This is a genomic window from Limnoglobus roseus (genome assembly GCF_008254045.1).
GTDB lineage: Bacteria > Planctomycetota > Planctomycetia > Gemmatales > Gemmataceae > Limnoglobus > Limnoglobus roseus.
In genome coordinates this window covers 1376672-1395271 of the sequence record NZ_CP042425.1, presented here as the reverse complement: position 1 = coordinate 1395271, position 18600 = coordinate 1376672, and the positions used below count along the sequence as shown (strand labels likewise).

22 protein-coding genes are annotated in these 18600 nt (G+C 65.6%); 8 read left to right on the top strand and 14 right to left on the bottom strand.

The genetic code is table 11. From position 1 onward, the window contains the following. Positions 1 to 946: 946 nt before the first annotated feature. The 11 genes from PX52LOC_RS05665 to PX52LOC_RS05615 form a co-directional block, all read right to left on the bottom strand. Positions 947 to 1624: a hypothetical protein gene (locus tag PX52LOC_RS05665; RefSeq protein ID WP_149109178.1), complete on the bottom strand. Its 678-nt coding sequence runs from the start codon at positions 1622 to 1624 to the stop codon at positions 947 to 949. Positions 1625 to 1632: 8 nt separating this feature from the next. Beyond that, positions 1633 to 2211, bottom strand: coding sequence for an ImmA/IrrE family metallo-endopeptidase (locus PX52LOC_RS05660; RefSeq protein ID WP_149109177.1), 579 nt, complete (start codon positions 2209 to 2211; stop codon positions 1633 to 1635). Positions 2212 to 2885: 674 nt separating this feature from the next. After that, positions 2886 to 3620 (bottom strand): hypothetical protein, encoded by a 735-nt coding sequence (locus tag PX52LOC_RS42325; protein WP_246173657.1) that lies wholly within the window; start codon positions 3618 to 3620, stop codon positions 2886 to 2888. A gap of 239 nt (positions 3621 to 3859) precedes the next feature. Beyond that, positions 3860 to 4150 (bottom strand): hypothetical protein, encoded by a 291-nt coding sequence (locus PX52LOC_RS05650; protein ID WP_149109176.1) that lies wholly within the window; start codon positions 4148 to 4150, stop codon positions 3860 to 3862. Between the two features lie 31 nt (positions 4151 to 4181). Beyond that, entirely contained in the window at positions 4182 to 4442 is a 261-nt protein-coding gene (locus tag PX52LOC_RS05645; RefSeq protein WP_149109175.1) for a hypothetical protein, read from the bottom strand. Between the two features lie 634 nt (positions 4443 to 5076). Next, positions 5077 to 5640: a hypothetical protein gene (locus tag PX52LOC_RS05640; RefSeq protein ID WP_149109174.1), complete on the bottom strand. Its 564-nt coding sequence runs from the start codon at positions 5638 to 5640 to the stop codon at positions 5077 to 5079. 85 nt (positions 5641 to 5725) lie between these two features. Then, on the bottom strand, positions 5726 to 5968 hold the full coding sequence (locus PX52LOC_RS05635; RefSeq protein ID WP_149109173.1) for a hypothetical protein: 243 nt from the start codon (positions 5966 to 5968) through the stop codon (positions 5726 to 5728). Between the two features lie 72 nt (positions 5969 to 6040). Continuing rightward, entirely contained in the window at positions 6041 to 6748 is a 708-nt protein-coding gene (locus tag PX52LOC_RS05630; protein WP_149109172.1) for a hypothetical protein, read from the bottom strand. Further along, positions 6748 to 7473: a hypothetical protein gene (locus PX52LOC_RS05625; RefSeq protein WP_149109171.1), complete on the bottom strand. Its 726-nt coding sequence runs from the start codon at positions 7471 to 7473 to the stop codon at positions 6748 to 6750. Before PX52LOC_RS05625 ends, PX52LOC_RS05630 begins: the two co-directional genes overlap by 1 nt. Positions 7474 to 7607: 134 nt before the next feature. Further along, positions 7608 to 8606 (bottom strand): hypothetical protein, encoded by a 999-nt coding sequence (locus PX52LOC_RS05620; RefSeq protein WP_168218824.1) that lies wholly within the window; start codon positions 8604 to 8606, stop codon positions 7608 to 7610. Between the two features lie 178 nt (positions 8607 to 8784). Next, positions 8785 to 9144 (bottom strand): hypothetical protein, encoded by a 360-nt coding sequence (locus tag PX52LOC_RS05615; RefSeq protein ID WP_149109169.1) that lies wholly within the window; start codon positions 9142 to 9144, stop codon positions 8785 to 8787. Between the two features lie 395 nt (positions 9145 to 9539). Here PX52LOC_RS05615 and PX52LOC_RS05610 point away from each other — a divergent pair, with 395 nt between their 5' ends. The 4 genes from PX52LOC_RS05610 to PX52LOC_RS43745 all read left to right on the top strand — a co-directional run bounded on the left by PX52LOC_RS05610 (position 9540) and on the right by PX52LOC_RS43745 (position 11776). Then, complete coding sequence (locus tag PX52LOC_RS05610; protein WP_149109168.1) at positions 9540 to 10073, top strand: IS630 family transposase; 534 nt, start codon at positions 9540 to 9542, stop codon at positions 10071 to 10073. Beyond that, a complete protein-coding gene (locus tag PX52LOC_RS05605) occupies positions 9971 to 10576 on the top strand; it encodes a transposase (RefSeq protein ID WP_168218823.1) in 606 nt (201 codons plus the stop codon). The genes PX52LOC_RS05610 and PX52LOC_RS05605 overlap by 103 nt, the downstream gene beginning before the upstream one ends. A gap of 392 nt (positions 10577 to 10968) precedes the next feature. Further along, positions 10969 to 11400, top strand: a complete 432-nt coding sequence (locus PX52LOC_RS43750) for an IS5 family transposase (RefSeq protein ID WP_390635390.1) — start codon at positions 10969 to 10971, stop codon at positions 11398 to 11400. Further along, entirely contained in the window at positions 11381 to 11776 is a 396-nt protein-coding gene (locus PX52LOC_RS43745) for an IS5 family transposase (RefSeq protein WP_390635688.1), read from the top strand. The genes PX52LOC_RS43750 and PX52LOC_RS43745 overlap by 20 nt, the downstream gene beginning before the upstream one ends. A 353-nt stretch (positions 11777 to 12129) precedes the next feature. On the opposite strand, the gene PX52LOC_RS05595 is transcribed toward PX52LOC_RS43745, so the two are convergent. Further along, positions 12130 to 13362, bottom strand: coding sequence for an IS701 family transposase (locus tag PX52LOC_RS05595; RefSeq protein WP_149109166.1), 1233 nt, complete (start codon positions 13360 to 13362; stop codon positions 12130 to 12132). 195 nt (positions 13363 to 13557) lie between these two features. Between PX52LOC_RS05595 and PX52LOC_RS05590 the strand changes: the two genes are divergently transcribed. The 3 genes from PX52LOC_RS05590 to PX52LOC_RS05580 all read left to right on the top strand — a co-directional run bounded on the left by PX52LOC_RS05590 (position 13558) and on the right by PX52LOC_RS05580 (position 15040). Continuing rightward, positions 13558 to 13965, top strand: coding sequence for an IS5 family transposase (locus PX52LOC_RS05590; RefSeq protein WP_168218822.1), 408 nt, complete (start codon positions 13558 to 13560; stop codon positions 13963 to 13965). A gap of 14 nt (positions 13966 to 13979) precedes the next feature. After that, positions 13980 to 14387 (top strand): transposase, encoded by a 408-nt coding sequence (locus tag PX52LOC_RS05585; protein ID WP_390635774.1) that lies wholly within the window; start codon positions 13980 to 13982, stop codon positions 14385 to 14387. A 341-nt stretch (positions 14388 to 14728) separates the two neighbouring features. Next, entirely contained in the window at positions 14729 to 15040 is a 312-nt protein-coding gene (locus PX52LOC_RS05580; protein WP_149109164.1) for a hypothetical protein, read from the top strand. A 253-nt stretch (positions 15041 to 15293) separates the two neighbouring features. Here PX52LOC_RS05580 and PX52LOC_RS40265 read toward each other — a convergent pair whose 3' ends face one another. Continuing rightward, positions 15294 to 15515 carry a hypothetical protein gene (locus PX52LOC_RS40265; protein ID WP_168218821.1) on the bottom strand — a complete coding sequence of 74 codons (222 nt, stop codon included), beginning with the start codon at positions 15513 to 15515 and terminating at the stop codon, positions 15294 to 15296. A gap of 288 nt (positions 15516 to 15803) precedes the next feature. Here PX52LOC_RS40265 and PX52LOC_RS05570 point away from each other — a divergent pair, with 288 nt between their 5' ends. Beyond that, positions 15804 to 17570, top strand: coding sequence for a hypothetical protein (locus PX52LOC_RS05570; protein ID WP_149109163.1), 1767 nt, complete (start codon positions 15804 to 15806; stop codon positions 17568 to 17570). 61 nt (positions 17571 to 17631) lie between these two features. Here the strand turns inward: PX52LOC_RS05570 and PX52LOC_RS05565 are convergent, their stop codons facing one another. Continuing rightward, on the bottom strand, positions 17632 to 18231 hold the full coding sequence (locus PX52LOC_RS05565; protein ID WP_149109162.1) for a hypothetical protein: 600 nt from the start codon (positions 18229 to 18231) through the stop codon (positions 17632 to 17634). Positions 18232 to 18600: the final 369 nt, after the last annotated feature.

Genomic DNA, 18600 nt, shown 5'->3' with positions numbered 1-18600 from the left:
TGGCGTGGGAGACCCTACCGCGGAGTGTAGGTGTTGCCTGTTACTCGCCCCCGAAGGGACTTCGCAGGTTGGCGAACGGGGCCAGTACAGACCGAGGGCGACCTACCCTCGGCGGCGAAAGAGACCCGTCCCGCGACGGCGTTACCTGTTATTCGCCCCCGAAGGGTCTTCGCAGGCTTGGCAAACGGAGCCTACTTCTACGCACCGCTGCGGCCTACCCTCGGCGGCGAGTGCGACCCTACCGCGGTGGATAGGTGTTACCTGTTACTCCGCCCCAGAGGGGTTTTTCACAGGGCGGCGAACTGGGCCTGTCGCGGGGCCGTCCGTACCGCCCCGCCTAAGTTGTACGCTCGGCGATCGCGAATATTAAGCGAACTTTCGAAAATCTTCCTTGGCGTCGATCGGGCGTCGCTTCCACGCTAGAGGACGATTCCGATACGACGCGCCAACAGCGGACCTCGAAATTTCCCCTCTTGCACTGCTAAACCGACCTCGTTCACAAAGATCGACTGCGAATTCGAGCAAATCGCCCTCGATCAGCAAAGTCGGCCCGACCGCTGACAAGTTCCTGACCTCATTCGCCGCCGGAACAGAACACCGGGTCCGCCCCCGCGATCATCAACGTGGGCCGGGCGGCCCCGCCGTTTTCATCGCCCTCGCCCCACGGTCTTCGTCGGGGCCGTGACACCGTGGGGTGGGGACCGGCTTCGCCGCGGCAGGGTCGCCCGGTCCCCAGAAACGAAAACGCCCCCGCCGGATCGGCGGGGGCTTCAGATCGGGGGAGGAGGGGCCGCCCCTCCTCCTCATCATCATCACCTACTTCATCGCCCTCGCGGTCCCCGCCCGCGGTCAGCTTCGAGAGGCGGATCAGGCGGGCCTGGGGTCGGGGCGTCTTCACCTCGGCGACGGCTTCGCAGCGGAAGCGGAGACAGAACCGGGAGCGTACTCAGCGACGATCCAGTTGGCAGAGTCGTGAAACGTGATATTCAGGACAAGGCGGGCAATGAAGGAAGCCAGGGCCAACTCGCCTACAGAGATCGCGGAGGTAGGAGCGGGCACTTTCCAGTTGGTCAACCATGCCGCCCCTTGAGAACAAGGCGTTGATTGTTTGACTTGCTCCTAGGACTGGGTTGAACGCTTTTGCCGTATCCGAAAAACCGTCCTCTTCAATGAGTCGATACGCGATAGCTTCCACGCTAACGAGTCTTCCGGTAATTCTCTCTCGCACATCAGCTAAATTCGGAACTGTTCCAACCCGAAGCATTGCTGAACAATCACCCGAATGAAGCCACATGGACTCTTGCTCCACAAGGCTAGCGTAAATCGGTGCGTCGAAGGCTATTTCCTTCGCGAGCCGATCGAGCAGCTTGTCATCATTCGACCTGAGAGTTACAGGAGAGAACCTCTCCGTCTGGCTTACAGCGGCTTCGAGTTGGGGCGGTGTGAATTTGTTGAACTTCTTGCTTTTTCCCTTGAGGGTTGCGTGAAGCATGTGCGGCAATGCGTCTAACCGGCTGACGCGGTCGGGCTGGAAATTGAGGACGGCAATCGCGCGATCCAATAGATTGGTTGCCGATAACAGGACGAAAACGTCGTTATCTACGATCAGCGATGGATCTGACATTCGGAGGCTTACAGGGGCAGGTGACAAGTAGCAGCAAGGAAACGTGCCTCGGACTCGCTGATGCGCTTCGAGTCGAGGTGTTGTAACAATACTTGTCTGACCTTTTCGTGTCCACCCTCAGACTGACCGACAATCTCCAACGCCTTCTTGGCTACGCCCCAATAGCCTGTCGATTTGCAATAGGACAAGACGACCACGCCGGGATCGATTTTCGGGTCTGCCTTAGATGCGAACTTCAGAGCCGCTTTGCCGACTTCGGGAGCCTTGAGAGAGGAAGACTCGAAAGTTATCCCAGTAGCTTCCCCCGTTAGCAACTCCAGAGCAAAGCCATTCGCCTCCTGCTCTTCCGTGTCCTCGTCCACCCCGGCATTTGCGAGATCGGCATCAACACACATTCCGCCGTCTGGTTTGACGTGTTCCAATGAAATATGCCCCAACTCATGGGCCAGATAAAAAGCTAGCCAAGCCGGACCTTTCTTGGATGACGCGATAGCAACGATGGGTTTCCCGTTGCTGTACATCGCAACGCCGTCAAACTTACCCCCCTTCGGCGGAAGGCCCTGAATGCTGAGGACGATGATGCCCATTCCCCAACAGTAGTCGAGCAAGTTGTCAAAGGTGACAGCGTCATGTTTTGCTAGAATCGTTCGCCGCACCTCAATTGCGGTTAAAGGCCCTTCGTACCTGGTGGCGGCCGTAACGGCTCCGGAGACTAAGGCCGTCGCTCTCTTGACGACCCGCAATGATGGGGAAACTTTCTTAGCGTCAACCTTTCGATTTCGCTTGAAACACGCATTGCCTTCGGGTTGCGCAGCGAATTCTAGACTCGCATTTGGGTCGCGTAAGGACGCGATGGGGTATCCAAGATGTCCCGCTATACCAGACTCGGCAATGGAACGGTTGAAAGGAGTGGCCGCCAACTCGTCATCCCACCAGTCAGGCAGGATGGAGTTGAGAATCCACGACTTATCGAACCCGTCATTCGATAGTCGTGTGTACAGATCTCGCATTGGGTTTGGGACGGCTGACTCCACTTGATTTGTGTGGTAAATTCTCCAAATTTCAGTCAAAATTGCCAGGGTAGTTGGGTAAACTTTAGAACAATTAGGGCGGAAAGTTCCGATTGTTTGACATCTGCCTGGATTTCTGGAACCACAGTTTCTCACAAACCTTACCTTCTGCAAGAAAGGGGCCAGAAACTCGCTTTGAGGCTGATCTGGCAGCTCCTTCCGTGTCGTTCCCGACAAGCCCCTAACTCCCTCTATTTCCGACCAAGCATCAGATCGACGACCCAGCACCCTCTCGCGTGGAGCCCCCCGCCGCGGAGGTGCCCGAGAAGCTCCCCCTCCTCGCAGCCGGCGTCTTCCAAGGCGTCGGCTAAGATCGGAAGGCGGTCGAAGGAGCGGTTCTCGTAGGCGGCTTCGGCGAGAGAGCGGGCGGTGTCGCTGACCCAGGAGGGGTCGAAGGCGGGGGCGAAGGGGTTGAAGACGCAGCAGAACAACTCGATTTGCGCCGCCCCCTCCCGCCGGACCACCGCCTCGGCCGAAGCGTCGTCCGCCGTCCGCTGGTACTCGGCCGAGCCGAGGGCGTCTCGGGCGTGCCACGTAACGGACCAAACGGCATCGTCGAAAACGGTCTGCGGCGTCACGGAGGATTCGCCTCTCGCCGACTCTGCCGCCGCGACCGCCGCGGCCATCGCCGGGTTCTCGCACTCGCTCCCGTCCACCCCACGGGCCACCTCCGTCAACCCATCGGCGACCGCATAAGCCTCCGCGGCGCGGGCAGACAGCTCGTCGGCGTCGCACTCTCCGTCCGCGAACCGCTCGGCGGCCTCGACCGCGGCCCGACTCCCCCGATCGGCGATCAAGTTCCAGACGCGGCGGCAGCAGGCGACGGCGAAGAGGCGTCTCTTTCGGCGGGGGGCGGGGCCGAGAAAGGTGAGCAAGGCCCCCCAGTCGCCCAAGTCTTTAGCTCCGCGCCATTCCGCTTCCGTCATCGTCGCCCCTCGGAACCCGACGCGATCTTACCCGACGGCGAGGCCGAGGGGAACCGCCCGAAGGGGCACCCACCCCGCAGGATTCCCCGCCGACGAAGTCGGAGCAGAGTAGGCGACCCAGAGGAGTAGTTGTGGGGAGGGGCCTCCCCCGCCGCTCACCGCCGGCTTAGGCGGTTAGCTGTCGGTGTCCGTGGGCGGGGGTCCCGCTCCGCGGGCGGAGCGGTCGGCGGGGGCGTCGCCTACGCCGACCATTCGAGGTAGCGGTAAAGCTCGGCCAGGCACTCTGCCTCCGTCGCCCCCGCCCCCGATTCGGGGTCGAAGGCGGGGAAGCCGAAGGCGACCCGGGCGGCGTCGGCGAGGGTTCCCAGAGCCGCGGCGGCCTCAGGGTCGTCGGCAGTCTGGGCCGCGGATAAGAGCGCATTCAACTCCCCGCGGGTCTGGAGGAGGAGCTTATGGCGGACGGCGAGGGGGTCGCAGTAGCGGCCGTCGGCGACTTGGTAGACGCGATGGGAGGGGGCGGAGAAGATCATCGGGGTCTCGGGTGGGGGAAGAGAGAAGGGGTTAGAGGTCGCGATAGCGGAGCCGTCGTCGCGGCGTCGTCGTCGTCGTCGGCGGCATCGCCTTCGGCTCCAGTGGCAGAGTCGGCGTGGGCGTCATCGTCGGCGTCTGGGCCGCCCTCGCCGCGAGGTACGCCGGAGACCACCCCGGCCGCTCCCAGGTCCGCAGTCGGGGAGCCGACGCCGTCGGGGTCGGCCGCTCCCACCCCCTCAGCCGCGGCGTCGGCTCCGTCGGCGTCGCGGTCGGCGGATCATAGCCCCGCATCGCGAGAGGCGTCTCGGTCGCCGAGGGAGCAGATCGACTTCGAAGGCTCAGGCGAGGCGTCTCCGCCGTCGGCCGCGCCCGCTCGGGAAGCCTCGCCGTCAGGGTCGGGCGAGCGGACGCCGACAGTCGTAACCCCGGCTTCGGCGACGGCGCGGGTGAGAGTGATAGGCGAGGGCGAAGGAGGGTAGCCTTCCCGGACTCCTCGGGGCTGAGTCGCGGTCTCGGCTTCAACAGGGGCGTCGCAGGCGTCGCCAGAGTCAGCCGGGGGCGAAGCAACGGGGGTGAAGTCGGCGTCGCGACGGCTCGCGGTTGGAGAAGGGGCGGGGTCGTCGCCAGGGGCGAAGTCCGCGGCGGCAACCTCGGCAGCGAGGCGGGCTTCTCGGCGTCGGCTTCGGCCCGCCGGGGCGAGAGCTTCGGGGTCGGCGTCGGGCGCTCGTGGAGGCGGAGACGAGGCGGGGGCGAAGCCGGGGGGCGTCGCGGGAGGAGGAGCGGTCCCGATCGGCGGGGAAGCGGTCGGAGGAGCGGGAGGGTCGAGGGCGGTCGCGGGGTCGGGGTCGGGGTCGGGGAGGTCAAAGGTGTCTCGATATGTGGGGGTGGTGGGGCTTCGCTCGCGGCGGGGGATGAACCGGATCGCCTAGCAGGGCGGCGCGAGGCCCGCGAAGAAGGCGGGGTCGGTGTGGTAGACCCGCCAAGAGGCGGAAGGGGCGTCCCAGACGCCCTCGGCGTCGAAGGTGATCGCGAGCCGCGGACCGGCCACGCCGATCGGGGCGAGGGCGTTGGGGCGGAGGAACACCTCATAGAAGGCGTAGCCCGGGGGCAGGCCGGGCGTCGCGTTCGCGGTGCCGTAGAAGCTGTGCCGGATCGCGAGTTGAAGGCCCGTCGCCTTCGCGCCGACTTGGAGGCGGTTGAACCGCCCCGCGGTCCCCGCGGTGAACGCGATCGCCTTCGCCTTCTCGTAGAGGGCGAAGTCCCACTCCGCGAGGGTAAGGGAGACGGCGGCGGTCAAGCCCGTGGTGAGGCGGGCGTAGGGCGTGGTGGGTCCCCGGCGGTCGTTGAAGAGAGGGTAGAACTCGGGGGCGAACTCGACGCGGACGCCGGCCTCGGAGTAGCCGAGTTGCGTCCAGTCGGCGGGGCCGAGTTTGAGCCACACGTCCCCCGGCCCGCTGAGGGCATGGGCGACGGCGTCGTTGGGGGGCATAGGGGCGAGGGGGGTAGGGGAATGGGAAGCGGGCGTCCGAAAGGACGCCCGCGGGGGAGAGTGTTCGAAGAAGGCGGGTCGGTTATCAGTGGCCGAATTGGTCGCGAATCACGCCGACCGCGATCGCGATGGCGGTGAAGCCGAAGACGAGGGCGAGGGCGAGGGCGTAGACGACGTTGCGATCGCCTTGACCGTTCCGCCACAAGACCTTCTTGTAACAGCCGGCGCAGAGGTGTTCGGCGTAAGACTGTCGAAACGGCCCGCCGCCGCTGAAGACGACACGATTCACATCGTCGTCCGATCCGCACCAGTCGCAGACGCGGTCCATAACCACCTCCGAAGGGCTGAAGGGGATTCGCTACCCTTCAGCGTATCTTTGACCGAATCCGCTGTCGAGGGATTACGGCGTCGGCGGGGGCGGGATTGTCGGCGGGGGTGGCTGCGGCAGCACGGCTTCCGCACCGTTGACGAGCGTGTCGTCGAAGAAGGCGTTGGGGAAGTAGTTCTCCGAGTACGCCCCGTTCGTGTACAGCAGCCCCAGATCGGGCCGCGCGTGGTCGATTCGCCGGCCCATCGCCTCGCCCCGGCGAGCGCTGGAGGCTCGCTCGTGGAGCGACGAGTCGGTTGGAGAGGGGCTGGGAAAGTTGTCCATCGCCAGATTGCTCTCGGTCGAGTAAGGGGTGCCGCCGAGGACGAGGCCGCCGCCGTAATACTCCGGGTCGCAGTTCTCGATGAAGTCCAACTCGGCCTCGACCACCCACTTCGCGGAAACGCCATCTAATGTGCCGACCGGCTGCGTCACCGTCGCCCGGCCGCCGACGAACTCGAACCGGCCGCTCGACCGCGGGGACGGCATCAGCGGCGGCGAACCCACCTTCTCGCCGCGGGCGTAGACCCGCCGCCAGCGAACCGGGTGGCGGACCTGGATCGGGACCATCGGGCGGAAGGTCTTCAGCTTCTCCGGGTCGGTTGGGCGCGGCTCGCCCGAGGGCATCCACTCCACGCCTGGATCGAAAATGTAGGTCGAGGTCGAGGAATACTCCCCGTAGAGCGATCGCTGGGCGTCGTCCTTTTTCGGGGTGGGCGTCGGCGGGGGAGAATCGGGCATCAAAGAACTCCAGCAGGGGTGGGGAAACCACGGTCAAACCAATAGCGCGACCAGTCGGGCTTGCCGACGTTTTGGCGGGGAGTTGGGATTCGGCCCCCGGCGAGCGGGGAGTAAGAACCGGGGGCGCTCGGCGCGGTGCCGTTCGGATTCACCTCGGTGATTTCCGGGTGCGCGATCAGATGCTCTGGCTCCAGCAGCGACCGGGCGACGATGCCCTCCAGCCACCCGCGGCCGACTCGGTCGCCGCCGGGGGCTGGAGAGGGAAGGGTCGGCTTATCGGTCAAGAGAACCTGGTTCGCGCCTTCGAGTTGCTCGACGTTGCCCAGGAGCTTGCGTTCGAGCAGCGAGAGCTGGGAGAACTCATCGCCGGTGACGCTGTTCGGGAAGCCGACGAAAACGGGCAAGACTTTCGCGATCGGTTCTCCTTTGACTCTGGCCGCCCCAACGTCGAGGAGATTCCCCAGAGCCGAACACGAGTAGGAGATTTGCAAGCCGAGAAACTTGTTGACCGGGTCGAAGTGGGCCGTCATCGTCGAGGCAGGCGGGAGCAGGCCGAGACCAGCATTCTTGCGAGCGCGCAAACAACCGAAAGCGACGGACAGCGCGAGGCGGTAGAGCTTCTGAAAATCGGACCCCGGCGTCCCCGTGACCGTCACGCTGACTTGTGTACGGACCTGGGGCGCTAGATTCTGAGCGACCGCATTACCCAGGTTCAGCAGGTCCAAAAAGCCGCCGAGGCCGCCGAGCGCTCTCCCGACACCTCCACCCCCAACAGCACCGCGAGCCGCTGGGGCGGCGCGGCCGAGGAAGGGGGCCAAGCGGCCGAGGCCGAATAATCCTGCAACGGGCATACGCGATCTCAGGGATTAGGGGACGGGTTCGGAGAGGGGCCGCCGGAGCTGCCGGAGCTGCCGAGGACTTTGGCGAGGTTGTTGATGGCTTCGGCGAGCTTCGCGTTCGAGTCGTCGTCCTTGTTGCCCCGCTGGTCGGCGGCGAAGTTCTTCGCCGTCCGGAACGAGTAGACCGAGTTCGCCACGTTGACCGCGGCGTCGATCGCGTCGGCGTCTCGCACCAGCGACTCGTCGTATTCCAGCGTGATCGCTGCCGCCCCCGCCCCGGCGTCTTGCAGGGACATCAACTGCTGGCGGTCCGTGTAGGCGTAGTCGATCGTAACCCCGTCGTCCCTCGCCGGTACCTCGATCTCGCCTCTCTGCCAGCCGATGGGGATGCGAGCAAAGAGCGAGGATTTATACGATTCCGGTGAAAATCCGAGGCGGGCCGTGGCGTCAAAGCGGAAGACGGCCGTGCCGCGGGTCCGGCGAACCGCCGCGTACTGTTCCGTAAGCGCCGTACTGACGGAAAAGCTGTTGCTCAACAAGATCGAGTCCGCGCTGCCCTCGCTGTAGCCCTCGGCGGTGGTGTAGCACTCGATGCGAATGGCGACGACAAACGCCTGCGCGTAACCCACGACTTCGCGCACTGATACGAAAACGGTGTGTGGGCCTCCAAAGGCGTCGGCCTCTTCGCCTCTCGCCGGGGCCTCGACGAGAATCTCGATCGACGCCTCCGTCAGCGGGCGGACGCGCTCATTCTGCGAACCCGGATTCAACACCTCGCCCTCGCCCGAGTCGATCTTGGAATACTCGAAGAGGAGGAGCTTCTTCCTCGGTTCGAGGAGTGCCTCGCGGATCGAGTTCATCGTGCGGATGGGACTCGCCCGACCCTGGGGCTTGATCGCGACGAGCTGACCCACGTCCCTGCCCCATGCGTCCTTCAGCGGCTTCCCGAGATCGGGACCGCGGGGATCGTGGGTGAACGAGATCAGATCGGGATTCCAACAGCCCTCAATTTCGATCACCCACTTCGCGCCGAGGACGCGGAGGCCGTCGTCGGAGTAGACGGGTTGAATGTCGATGAGCTTCGTGTCGCAAACGTCGATTCGGCAGTCGTTGTACTGGAGGATCAGTGGGCACCGCTTTCTGAGAATTGGTCGGGGAGGATCGTGTGTGGGGGTGGGCCGGCCTTCGGCCGCTCGCCTACGCCAACAGATACGCCCTCTCGGGCTGCGTCGCGGCCTCCTCCTTCGCCCACGTCTCCTCCTTCGCGGTCGTCGTCCCATCCGGGACCCAGACCAGCGACCCTCTCCCCGACTCATCCACGTCCAGCGAGAACCCCGCCGCCCGCATCACGTCGGCGTACTGGGCCGCCAAAGCCCGGTCCCCCGGCGGCGTGTACTCCACCTCGATCGCCTGAGCCTTCGCGGAGCGGGCGAGGCGGTCGAGGACGGCTGGGCCTTCAGCGTCGTCGGGGAATGAGACGTGGGCTGTTACGTCATAGCCCTCGACGGAGAAGGCGATGGGGCCGGAGTAGTCGAAGGCGTAGGAGCGGTCGGGCATGGGTATCCGGGGTTCGGGGAATGCGAAAACGGCCCCGACGCTGACGGCGTCGGGGAGAGGGCTGAGGCTGGGCCGCCCAGGGCGTCGTAATCGGCGTCTGCGGGGCGATCTCGTCGCGGTCGAGTCAAAGACGGGGTCGGCTTCGCCCGCGGCTAATGAGCGATTACGGCGTTCTCGACGGCGTCTGGGTCGGATCAATTTCGGGGCGATCCGAAGATGATCGGCGGGGCGACCCGGTCGCCCGCGCGCGTTTACGAAGTAGGAGATGGGTAGGCGACTCAGTCGAGGGCGATAGCCCTAACCACCCCCACATAAAACCCTCAGACTTAGTTTCACTACTGATTCGGAGTTAAGCAACGCTATTCTCTGATGCCCTCGATCCCTACGTTTCCGGGATGAGGAGCAAAGGAACTGCCCAGGAGTTGGAAGCCCGCCGCCGGTTGGCTGCGGCGAAGTGCGGCGAGGGGTGGACGCAGGTCGAGGTGGCCGCCTTCCTGGGCGTTCACCCGGTCACCGTGGCCAAGTGGATGGCCCGCCACCGCCGCGACGGCGACGCCGGACTGACGGCCAAGCCGACACCGGGTCGGCCGCGGTTCCTGTCCCCCGCCCAGGAGCGGCAGGTGCTCCGGTGGCTGGACCAGAAGCCGACGGCCCACGGGTTCCGGACCGATCTGTGGACCTCTCGGCGGGTGACCGAATTGATCCGCCGGAAGCTCGGCGTGGCCTTCCACCCGGACTACCTGCGGGCGTGGATGCGGGGCCGCGGGTACAGCCCACAGAAGCCCCGCCGGCGGGCGAAGCAGAAGGACCAGCCGGCCATCGACGGGTGGGTGAAGAACGACTGGCCGCGGGTCGAAAAAAAGCCGCGGCGGCCAAGGCCCACCTCGTCCCGATCGACGAAACGGGGCTGTTCCCCAACCCGCTGGTGAAGCGGTCGTGGGCCAAGGTCGGGAAGACGCCGGTGCTGGCCGCCGACGGCGGCCACCGGGACAAGGTGTCAGCCATCGGGGCGGTGACGGTGTCCCCGACCGGCCGGCGGCTGGGGTTCTACTTCGCGACCGAGCCGGGCGGGTTCTTCACCGCCGACAAGGTCGTCGCCTTCCTCCGCGACGTGCTGCGGCACCTGCGGGGGAACGTGGTCGTCGTGTGGGACCGGGGGAGCAACCACCGCGGGCCGGCCATCCGCAACTTCCTCGCCCGGAACCGGCGACTGCGGTTGGAGATGTTGCCGCCGTGGGCTCCGGAGCTGAACCCGGTGGAGGCCGTGTGGTCGTGGCTGAAGTACGGCGAGTTGGCCAACTTCGTGCCGGACGACACCGCGCACCTCGACGACGAGGTCGTCGATCGCCTGATCGAGTTGAAGTTCGATCCCCGGCTACTGCGGGCACTGTGGGAGCGATCGATACTGCCGTTCCCAGGGATCAATCAATAGCCTTCGTTAGCTCCGAATCAGTAGGATTCGAAGAATCCGTCTAAGAGGAGAATAAGAAGAAGATTAGGTAGAAGCTGTGACTGTGTCGAATTCAGGCTGTGGGGGTGGTACACCGCAAGCGGTGCTCATCTGATCGGAGGCGAATTAGCTGAAGAGAAGGAGTCTAAGAATCATCTCCTACTAGCTCATCCTGAGCGAAGACCGCGTCGCTTCCCGCTCCTCTCCCTAAAGGGTACTCCTGTAAACCGAGGCCATTTGCAAACAAATTCTCGGAATGTTGAAAGTGCTTGAAAACGGACCAAATAACTCCCAGCGTCTCGGCCCGCCTAGGCTGTGTCTGAAAAGCGGTTGGTGGGGCGTAGAATGCGTGGCCCTCCCACCGGACGACCGCCATGCAGACGCCGCGCTACGCCCTGACCGATGCCCAGTGGGCCGCCCTCGGCCCGCTCCTGCCGCCGGCCAAGCCCGGCGGGCGGCCGCCGTCCGACCCGCGGCGACTGATCGACGCCATGCTCTGGGTGCTGCACACCGGGGCCCCGTGGCGGGACTTGCCCGACCGGCACGGGCCGTGGCAGACGGCGTACCACCGATTCAACGCGTACCGCCAGGACGGCATCTGGGACCGGGTGGTCGAGCACCTGCAGCGGCACGCCGACCTGGACCACGGGCAATGGAACGTCGACGGAACGGTGGTGCGGGCCGCCCGGCCGGCCGCCGGGGCGAAAAAAAAAGGCGGTGGCCGGCGAGCCGGCCGATCACGCCCTGGGCCGCAGCCGAGGCGGGTGGGGGACCAAGGTGCACTTGGTGTGCGACCGGGCCGGTAACCCGCTGGCCGCGGTGCTGACCGGCGGCCAGGAGCCAGAGGTCGTGCACCTGGCCGCCGCCCTGGCGGCCGTCCCGAAGGGCCTCGGGCCGCCGAAGGCCCTGGCCGGGGACAAGGGGTACTCGGCCAACCGGGTGCGGGCGACGTTGCTCGCCGCTGGCATCGAGGACGTGATCGCCCGCCGCAAGGACGAGTTGGCCCGATTGCCCGCACCGCCGGCGTTCGACACGGGCAAGTACAAGCGGCGGAACGTCATCGAGCGGCTGAACGGGTGGTTGAAGGAGCGGCGGCGGGTGGCCACCCGGTACGAGAAGTTGGCCGTCAACTTCCGGGCCATGATCCAACTCGCCTTCGCCCTGTGGTACCTGACACCGTAGCTTTTCAGACACAGCCTAGCCCCGCCGACGGGAATTTCGGCCTATCAGAAGATGGGTCTATTCGGATTCTGAGAGGTATCTCAGTCTCAGTGGGATCTGATCTAAACCCCTAACCACCCCCACATAAAACCCCTCAGTCAAATCTGATTCTGCTCTTGAGAAGGAGAATAAGATGAAGACCCAGATTAGACTTCATCTTTATCGATGGGTTCTTTGTGGGGGTGGCTATTATTACTCCGTTAGCTAGGGCGGCCGCTTGCCGAGAAGTTCGGGCACGGTTTGACGGCAGACCGGGCAGCGGGCGCACCAGCACGCGAGCACCGCTTGCAACTGCTCCCGCAGCCCCGGAAGGGTCAGCCCGGCGAGACTTTTTTTCGGCGGGTCCGGCGGAGGTCTTGGAGGAAGGCGTAAGCCATCAGGACGAGGACGGCGTGGTGGTTCCATCCCCGCCACGACCGCCCCTCGAAGTGGTCCAACCCGAGCTCGTCTTTCAACTCGCGGTAGCTGTGCTCCACCCACCAGCGGCTCTTGGCCGCGGCGACCAATCGCTTCAGGCTCGTCGCGGCCGGCAAGTTGCTGAAGAAGTACTTGGCCGGCTGATCCGCCCCCGCCGGCCATTCGACCAGCAGCCAGCAGGCGCCCCCCGGCTCACGGCCGCTCGACAGCTTGTGCGCCGGTCGGACCCGCCAAGCGGCGAACCGGCCGGCCATCTTTCCCTTGGTCCCTTTCCGCCACATCACGGCGCGGAAGTCCGCCACGCGACCCAACGCCCATTCCTTGACGTTGGGTGATTTCGCCCCGGCCCGGACGCCGGCCGGTCGCGTCGGTGGTCGCCCGGTGCGGCCGGCCGGCGGGACCGGCCCCAGATCGGCGTCGGCCGCGACTACCTTCAACGTCGAGTCGATGCCGACGAAGTACGTCCGGCCGTCGGCCGCCAGTTGCTCGCGGAATTCGGTCACGGTCCCGAACAGGCTGTCGGCCAGCACGACGCCACAAAATCCATGGCCCGCCGCCTGCCGGAGCATAGCTAACGCCATCTGCCACTTCGGCCGGTAGCCGACCGCGACGGGGACGCCGGCCCGGGCCATGCGATCGGCGTCGTCCGCCCACGCTTGCGGCAGGTACAGTTGGGCGTCCAGCCCCACGACCTCTTTGGCCGTCGCGAACTGCAAGGTCACGGCCACCTGGCAACTCGCCACCTTGCCGAGGGTGCCGGTGTACTGACGGGCCACGCCGACGGAGTGCGTGCCCTGCTTGGGGAACCCGGTGTCGTCGATGATGACCACGCCGGCCGTGCCGAACCGGCGGGCGACCCACGCCTGCAGGCCGCCGCGGACCTCGCCGGTGTCCCACGGGCTCTGATTGAGGAACTGCTGAAGGGCTTGCTCGTAGTCCGCGTCGCCCTGCTCGATCGTCTTCAACCGGGCGGCCATCGGCTCGACACTCTTGCGGTGGCCGTCGAGGAGGATGCCCCGCAGGTAGGCATCGCACCATCGCCGGCGGCGGGCGTTGCCCAGCGTGCCCGCGACCTCGTCCAGGAAGGCGGTCAGCTCCCGCCGCAGCTTTGCAAGCTTCCGTGCGTCCATCCCGCCAGAGTACGGCGGGATCGAGACGAAGTAAATAACCTAACGGAGTAATACTATGGCTCTGCGTTTAAACTCCGACGGGGTCTTAGATGCGATGAAGACTTAAACGCCTACTTCATCTAGGCCGTGTTGACGAGCCGTGTTCGTTCGGGGTAAGAGTTTAGGTCGATCCCGACCATTCCGAGGCACGACGCCGTGTGGTACTTGCTCACGGACGACCACTGGGCCATCCTCGAACCGCTCGTCGCCCAGGCCAAGCAGTTCACCGGCGGCCAGCCGCCACGCCTGTCCGACCGCATGTTCTTCGAGGCAATCCTGTACTGGGCCCGGACCGGCATCCCATGGCGGGATCTGCCGAGCGAGTTCGGGGCGTGGGACGCCGTGTACCACCGGTTCGGCCGGTGGGCCCGCTCGGGCAGCCTGCGGCGGCTGTTTGAACTGCTGACCGCCAACCCCGACCTGGGTGACGTCCGCCGCATCCTGGTCGACTCCACCGTCGTCCGCGCCCACCAGCATGCGGCCGGGGCACGGCGGAAGAAAAAAAGATCGGGGCGGCACGAAGTGCTCGCCGTGAGGGTCTTGGCCGCAGCCGGGGCGGGCTGACCACCAAGGTTCTCGTGGCGGCCGTCGACGAGGGCACGGCCCTCGCCGTCGAAGTGTTGCCGGGCCAAGCCCACGACGCCCCGCGGTTGGAGCCGCTGCTCGACGCCACCATCGCTCGCGTGCCGCACTTCGACGAGGCGGTGTGCGACAAGGGGTTCGATGGGGACGACCAGCGGCAGGCGTGCGTCGACCGGGACGTGTTCCCGAACATTCCCAGCCGGAGCAACCGGGTCGAGCCCCAGCCGTTCCTGCCGGACGGGTATCGAGAGCGGAACAAGGTGGAGCGGCTGTTCGGCAAGGCCAAGCAGTTCCGCCGGTTCGCCACCCGGTACGAGAAGCGGAAGACGATGTTCCTCGGTGTGGTCCATTTGGTGTTCGGCGTCCTGCGACTACGGCGACTCAGGAACATCAACACGGCCTAGCTCATCCTGAGCCAAAGGCATCGTCGCTCCTGCTCCTCAGGGTCGTCGTTTCACTCCTCCTATGTATAGAGGAGACACGCACCCCGTTTTTGGTTGTTGTTCGGGCCTAAATCTTTCCAGATTTTTCGGAAGTCGCGTTTTCGCCTAGAAATCTGGTCAAAAAATTCGCCGCTCCCGAGCCGTCGGCGGGTCCGCCGCGACACTCGAACGGTCCCCGTGTGCCGGCCGAAAGCGAGGGCGTGGGTGAGAGCCGGGTGTGAACTACCGGCCGACGTGTTGCCCGGCGGCTGATCGGCGGGTAGCTTGGGGACGAGAGTCGTTGACCAAGATCGGAGTCGTGAATGACCATCCCAACCGGCATCGCCACCATCGCGGCTTGTGCGGCCCTCTTCGCGGGTATCGGCGGCGGCATTGGGTGGGCACTGGGGACGTACTCGCCGGGGTACTACCGGAGCGTCTTCCGCGGGGGCAACGAGCCGTGGTTCGACCCCGTCGCCGTCGGCGTCGGTCAGGGCTTGACCCAGGGCGTGGTCGGCGGCGTGGCCGTGGGGGTAATCGTCGTCGCCGTCTTTGCCTGGCGAGACTCGCGGATTCGCCACCTCTCGGCCCGTGGCACCGACTCGACCCGGCGGTACGACACGTATCCCGACTGACGGCTCGACCGTTGCGACGTTCGAATGGAGTTCGGGCGTGGCGGTGAGTAGGTCGAAGCGGGAGAAGACGTGGCGATCACAAACGAAGCGAGGCGGCGAGGCTCTCCCCCCCCGCCGCCTCTGTCGCCGCGTCCTCTCCCCGACCCGGTGACAGCATCAGCTTATCGGCGTCGGTGAGGGCCTGATGACGGCGGGGTGAGGGTTTGGTGAGGGCGGCCCTCTCAGGGGCAATCTACGCCCCGCTCAGATCAGCTCACGGTCGCGCGGCGTCCGTAGTTCCGGCGATCCCCGGCGCGCCCGCGTCGGCGTCGGTGCCGGCGACTTCCGCGGCCGTCTTCGCCCCGGCGGGGACGGGGACGGTCTCGGGCTTGCCGTGCGGGGTGATGATCGCCTTGCCGACGTGGCCGGTCCCCGGCGGGGGCGAGGCGGGTTCGCCGGAGAGGTCTTGGTCGCCGATCTCGTTCGCGATGCTCATGGGTCGCTCCGGGTGTGAGGTGTCCCAAGTTCAGCAAGAACGGGGCCGGTTCCCCACCTGCGACCCCGCTGAGACCGTCGCCACCACCTACCCCCGCAGCCGTCCCCCGTGACTGGGCCGAATGGGCGATGAAGTTCTCGGCGGCGACGCTGACCATGCCGCGTAAGCTCGGGTCTCACCTTTCCGCCTCGGGCGGGTGGCAGAGTCGGGCACGGGCTGAGCAAGAGGTCGGCCAACGAACGGCAGAGGCCGACGTTATGGGTAAACGCCGACCTTGTGAGGGTAAACATGCTTGCTGCATCGACCTTCAGCTTATTCGTCCTCCTCGCAAACGATGCTGCGACACGAATCCGGCTCGAACCGAAGACTGCCGCCGAGTTCTATCGGCTCTACAAGAGTTACGACCTCTGGCTGCCACCGCCCAATGCCCAACTCGTTCGCCTCGGTTCGGGGGAGGACGCGCGGTACGAAATCCTACCCTCGCCGCCCGGTATCGGGGTGTACGTGCCCGTCCGCGGTTGGTACGGCGAAGGGGTGTTCGGTCGCCTCAGAATGAGTCCGGCAGAATTCTCCATAGGACTCATCGAGAAGGGGGATTGGAACGGGGCGGAAGACCTGCTTTTCCTCGCCGCCATCGGACAACACTTGGGGCGGACTGAGTTCGCGGCGGCCGCGTTCGAAAGGGCCAGGCAGAAGTCGGGATATCTCACCCAGTCGGCCGACTGGGAGAAGGGCTCGCCGGGGTTCACGAGCGGCCTGCTGCGGGAGCGGGTGTGGTCGGAGAACCTCAGCCGACTGGCCGACCCCCGCGGGGACCGTGAGCAGGCCCGACGCCACTTGCAGCGGGTGTACGACGAAGATGGGCAGTTCCGCTCGGTCGCGAAGACGCAGTTACTCGAAGATTTGAGCCTGACGCTCCGCGAGCGGGAGCCGTCTCGCGACCCGATCGAGCGGAAAATTGACCGCCTCGTCGAGTGGTCCGGAACTATCGACGCGCGGCGGTACTCCCCGCGGCTCGAAGACCCCATCACTCCCTACGACGAAGTCGCCCAATGCGGCTTCGAGGCGGTGCCGTACCTGATTGCGCACCTCGACGACCGGCGACTCACCCGTTCCCCGCTGACGTTCGTCTTCAACCGCCTCTTCTCGCAGGACGTTTGTCGAGTCGGCGACGTGTGCCTCGACCTCCTGAAGGCGTTCGCCGCCCGCGAACTACGCGACCAAGGTGGTGAGCAAACGCTTAGCGAGTGGCGGGAACGTGCGGGGAAATGGTTCGAGCGGGCGAAGGCCGTCGGCGAAGAGGAGTGGTATGCCACCAAGGCGATGAGCGAGGACCCGGTGAGCCTCGCGTTGTGCCGGGCCTTCGCTGAGCGGTACCCGAAACGGTTCGCGGCGTCCTACAAGAACCTCCTCGCGAGGGCACCGAAGGTGTACAGCGGCAACGTGGTCATTGCGATGGCCCACGGGCGACTACCGAAGGGCGAGAAGCTCGACTTGTTGACGCTCGGTGCCGCTCACGAGCGGCTCGAACACCGCCTGGAGGCGGTCAAGGGGCTGTTCTTCCTCGATCCGGGGGCGGGTCGGCAGGCGATACCGGGGTACTTCAAACGGGTGTCCGCCAAGGAAGCCGACGAACGATACGAGAGTGTCTTGCACGACGAGATCGGCCTAGTGATGGCGGCCAACGACGCCTCGTGCTGGCAGGCATTTCGAGACCACTTTCGAACGTGTTCTCCGACTCAGCGGGTGTACTACGTCGGGTCTTCGGGACCCGTGAACCACGGCCGGCCCGTGGGGGAGTTCAAACGGTGGTCGCAGGAAATCGAGCCACTCTGGGATGACGCCGCGGTCCGTGTTTTGGGGGCGAATCAAAAGGTCCAGGACTTCGCTCCGGCCTATCCCAGCCTGGCCGTCGCCGACTTCATCACGCTGGCGTTCGCGGAAGAACTCGGCGTCGCGGTCCCGACTGACCGCAACCGCACGGCGGCCGAGTGGAAGAAGGTTCGCGAAAAGGTAGCGTCGGCCCTCCAGCAAGCGAGCTCGCAGTCGAATTGAAGCCCTCTTGGCTGAGGGGGCACACGGTTGTCAGAATCCTGGGGGGGTCGACCCGGCGGTGTCACTTGCCCGGGATGAATGACTTGAGGGTCATGGTTACTTCCAGTCCACCGGACCCGATGACCGCCTTCACCGGCCCGACGCCCGGGGCGTGCCACATCGTGCCGCCGAATTGCGCCTTCTTGAACTGGACCGGGATCGTCGTGAACAGCCCGGCCGGCGTCAGGACCTTTTCCGCCGTGCCGACGGTATAGACGGTAGTTCTCGTGCCCGGCTTCCCGTCCGGCTCGGAGTGGCAGATCTCCCAGGTGTCACCGGCCGCGGCGGGCAACTTCACCCAAGGATACGGGTCCGGCAGCATCCGCCCGCCGCGGCCGGAGACCGTGACGCCGTCGCCCGATACCGTGAACTGGCTGACGGAGTTCGGCAGACCGTGGACGTCCTGCCGAACCGTGACCCAAAAGACGCCGCCCTTTTTCTCCACCGCCGTGACCTCGTCGGTCTGCTCCTGGTTCGACCCGCACAGCCCCTTGAACTCGTAGACGTAGACCCACTTCGCCCCGACCTTCGTGGGGAAATACATCTCGGTCTTCGCCGGAACCTTTGGCACCGGGGCGGCGAGTGGAGCGACCGCGAGGATGGCGAGCAGCGAGTGGTACATGGTGAACCTCGCGAGAGTCCGGGTGGCGGTGCTTTGACAGTACCTGCCGGGCGGGGCGTGGGTCAAGCCCCTGCTCTCACCCCTTCCCGAGCACGCCATCGACGACCCAGCACCCGCGGACGTGAACGCCGCCCCCGAGTCGATCCGCCCCGAAGGGGCACCCACCCCCGCAGCCCTACCGTGATAGCCGCATCCCCGCGGCCCCGTCGCCGACGGCAGTTTGATCCTCGCCAGCTCCCGAGCCGCTGTTCGCTTCGTTTCGGCCCACGGTAGCGAAGTGAGGATCGATCGGATAAGGTAATGACGGCCGCACGTGGACACCCATCCGCGGGCGGTTCACAATTCGCTCGCCTTCGCGTCCATTGTGTG

Excerpts from the sequence above, each read along its gene's own strand:
- PX52LOC_RS05665 (WP_149109178.1), bottom strand. The coding sequence starts at position 1,624 with ATGTCAGATCCATCGCTGATCGTAGATAACGACGTTTTCGTCCTGTTA.
- PX52LOC_RS05660 (WP_149109177.1), bottom strand. The coding sequence starts at position 2,211 with ATGGGCATCATCGTCCTCAGCATTCAGGGCCTTCCGCCGAAGGGGGGT.
- PX52LOC_RS42325 (WP_246173657.1), bottom strand. The coding sequence starts at position 3,620 with ATGACGGAAGCGGAATGGCGCGGAGCTAAAGACTTGGGCGACTGGGGG.
- PX52LOC_RS05650 (WP_149109176.1), bottom strand. The coding sequence starts at position 4,150 with ATGATCTTCTCCGCCCCCTCCCATCGCGTCTACCAAGTCGCCGACGGC.
- PX52LOC_RS05645 (WP_149109175.1), bottom strand. The coding sequence starts at position 4,442 with ATGCGGGGCTATGATCCGCCGACCGCGACGCCGACGGAGCCGACGCCG.
- PX52LOC_RS05640 (WP_149109174.1), bottom strand. The coding sequence starts at position 5,640 with ATGCCCCCCAACGACGCCGTCGCCCATGCCCTCAGCGGGCCGGGGGAC.
- PX52LOC_RS05635 (WP_149109173.1), bottom strand. The coding sequence starts at position 5,968 with ATGGACCGCGTCTGCGACTGGTGCGGATCGGACGACGATGTGAATCGT.
- PX52LOC_RS05630 (WP_149109172.1), bottom strand. The coding sequence starts at position 6,748 with ATGCCCGATTCTCCCCCGCCGACGCCCACCCCGAAAAAGGACGACGCC.
- PX52LOC_RS05615 (WP_149109169.1), bottom strand. The coding sequence starts at position 9,144 with ATGCCCGACCGCTCCTACGCCTTCGACTACTCCGGCCCCATCGCCTTC.
- PX52LOC_RS05610 (WP_149109168.1), top strand. The coding sequence starts at position 9,540 with ATGAGGAGCAAAGGAACTGCCCAGGAGTTGGAAGCCCGCCGCCGGTTG.
- PX52LOC_RS43750 (WP_390635390.1), top strand. The coding sequence starts at position 10,969 with ATGCAGACGCCGCGCTACGCCCTGACCGATGCCCAGTGGGCCGCCCTC.
- PX52LOC_RS05595 (WP_149109166.1), bottom strand. The coding sequence starts at position 13,362 with ATGGACGCACGGAAGCTTGCAAAGCTGCGGCGGGAGCTGACCGCCTTC.
- PX52LOC_RS05580 (WP_149109164.1), top strand. The coding sequence starts at position 14,729 with ATGACCATCCCAACCGGCATCGCCACCATCGCGGCTTGTGCGGCCCTC.
- PX52LOC_RS40265 (WP_168218821.1), bottom strand. The coding sequence starts at position 15,515 with ATGAGCATCGCGAACGAGATCGGCGACCAAGACCTCTCCGGCGAACCC.
- PX52LOC_RS05570 (WP_149109163.1), top strand. The coding sequence starts at position 15,804 with ATGCTTGCTGCATCGACCTTCAGCTTATTCGTCCTCCTCGCAAACGAT.
- PX52LOC_RS05565 (WP_149109162.1), bottom strand. The coding sequence starts at position 18,231 with ATGTACCACTCGCTGCTCGCCATCCTCGCGGTCGCTCCACTCGCCGCC.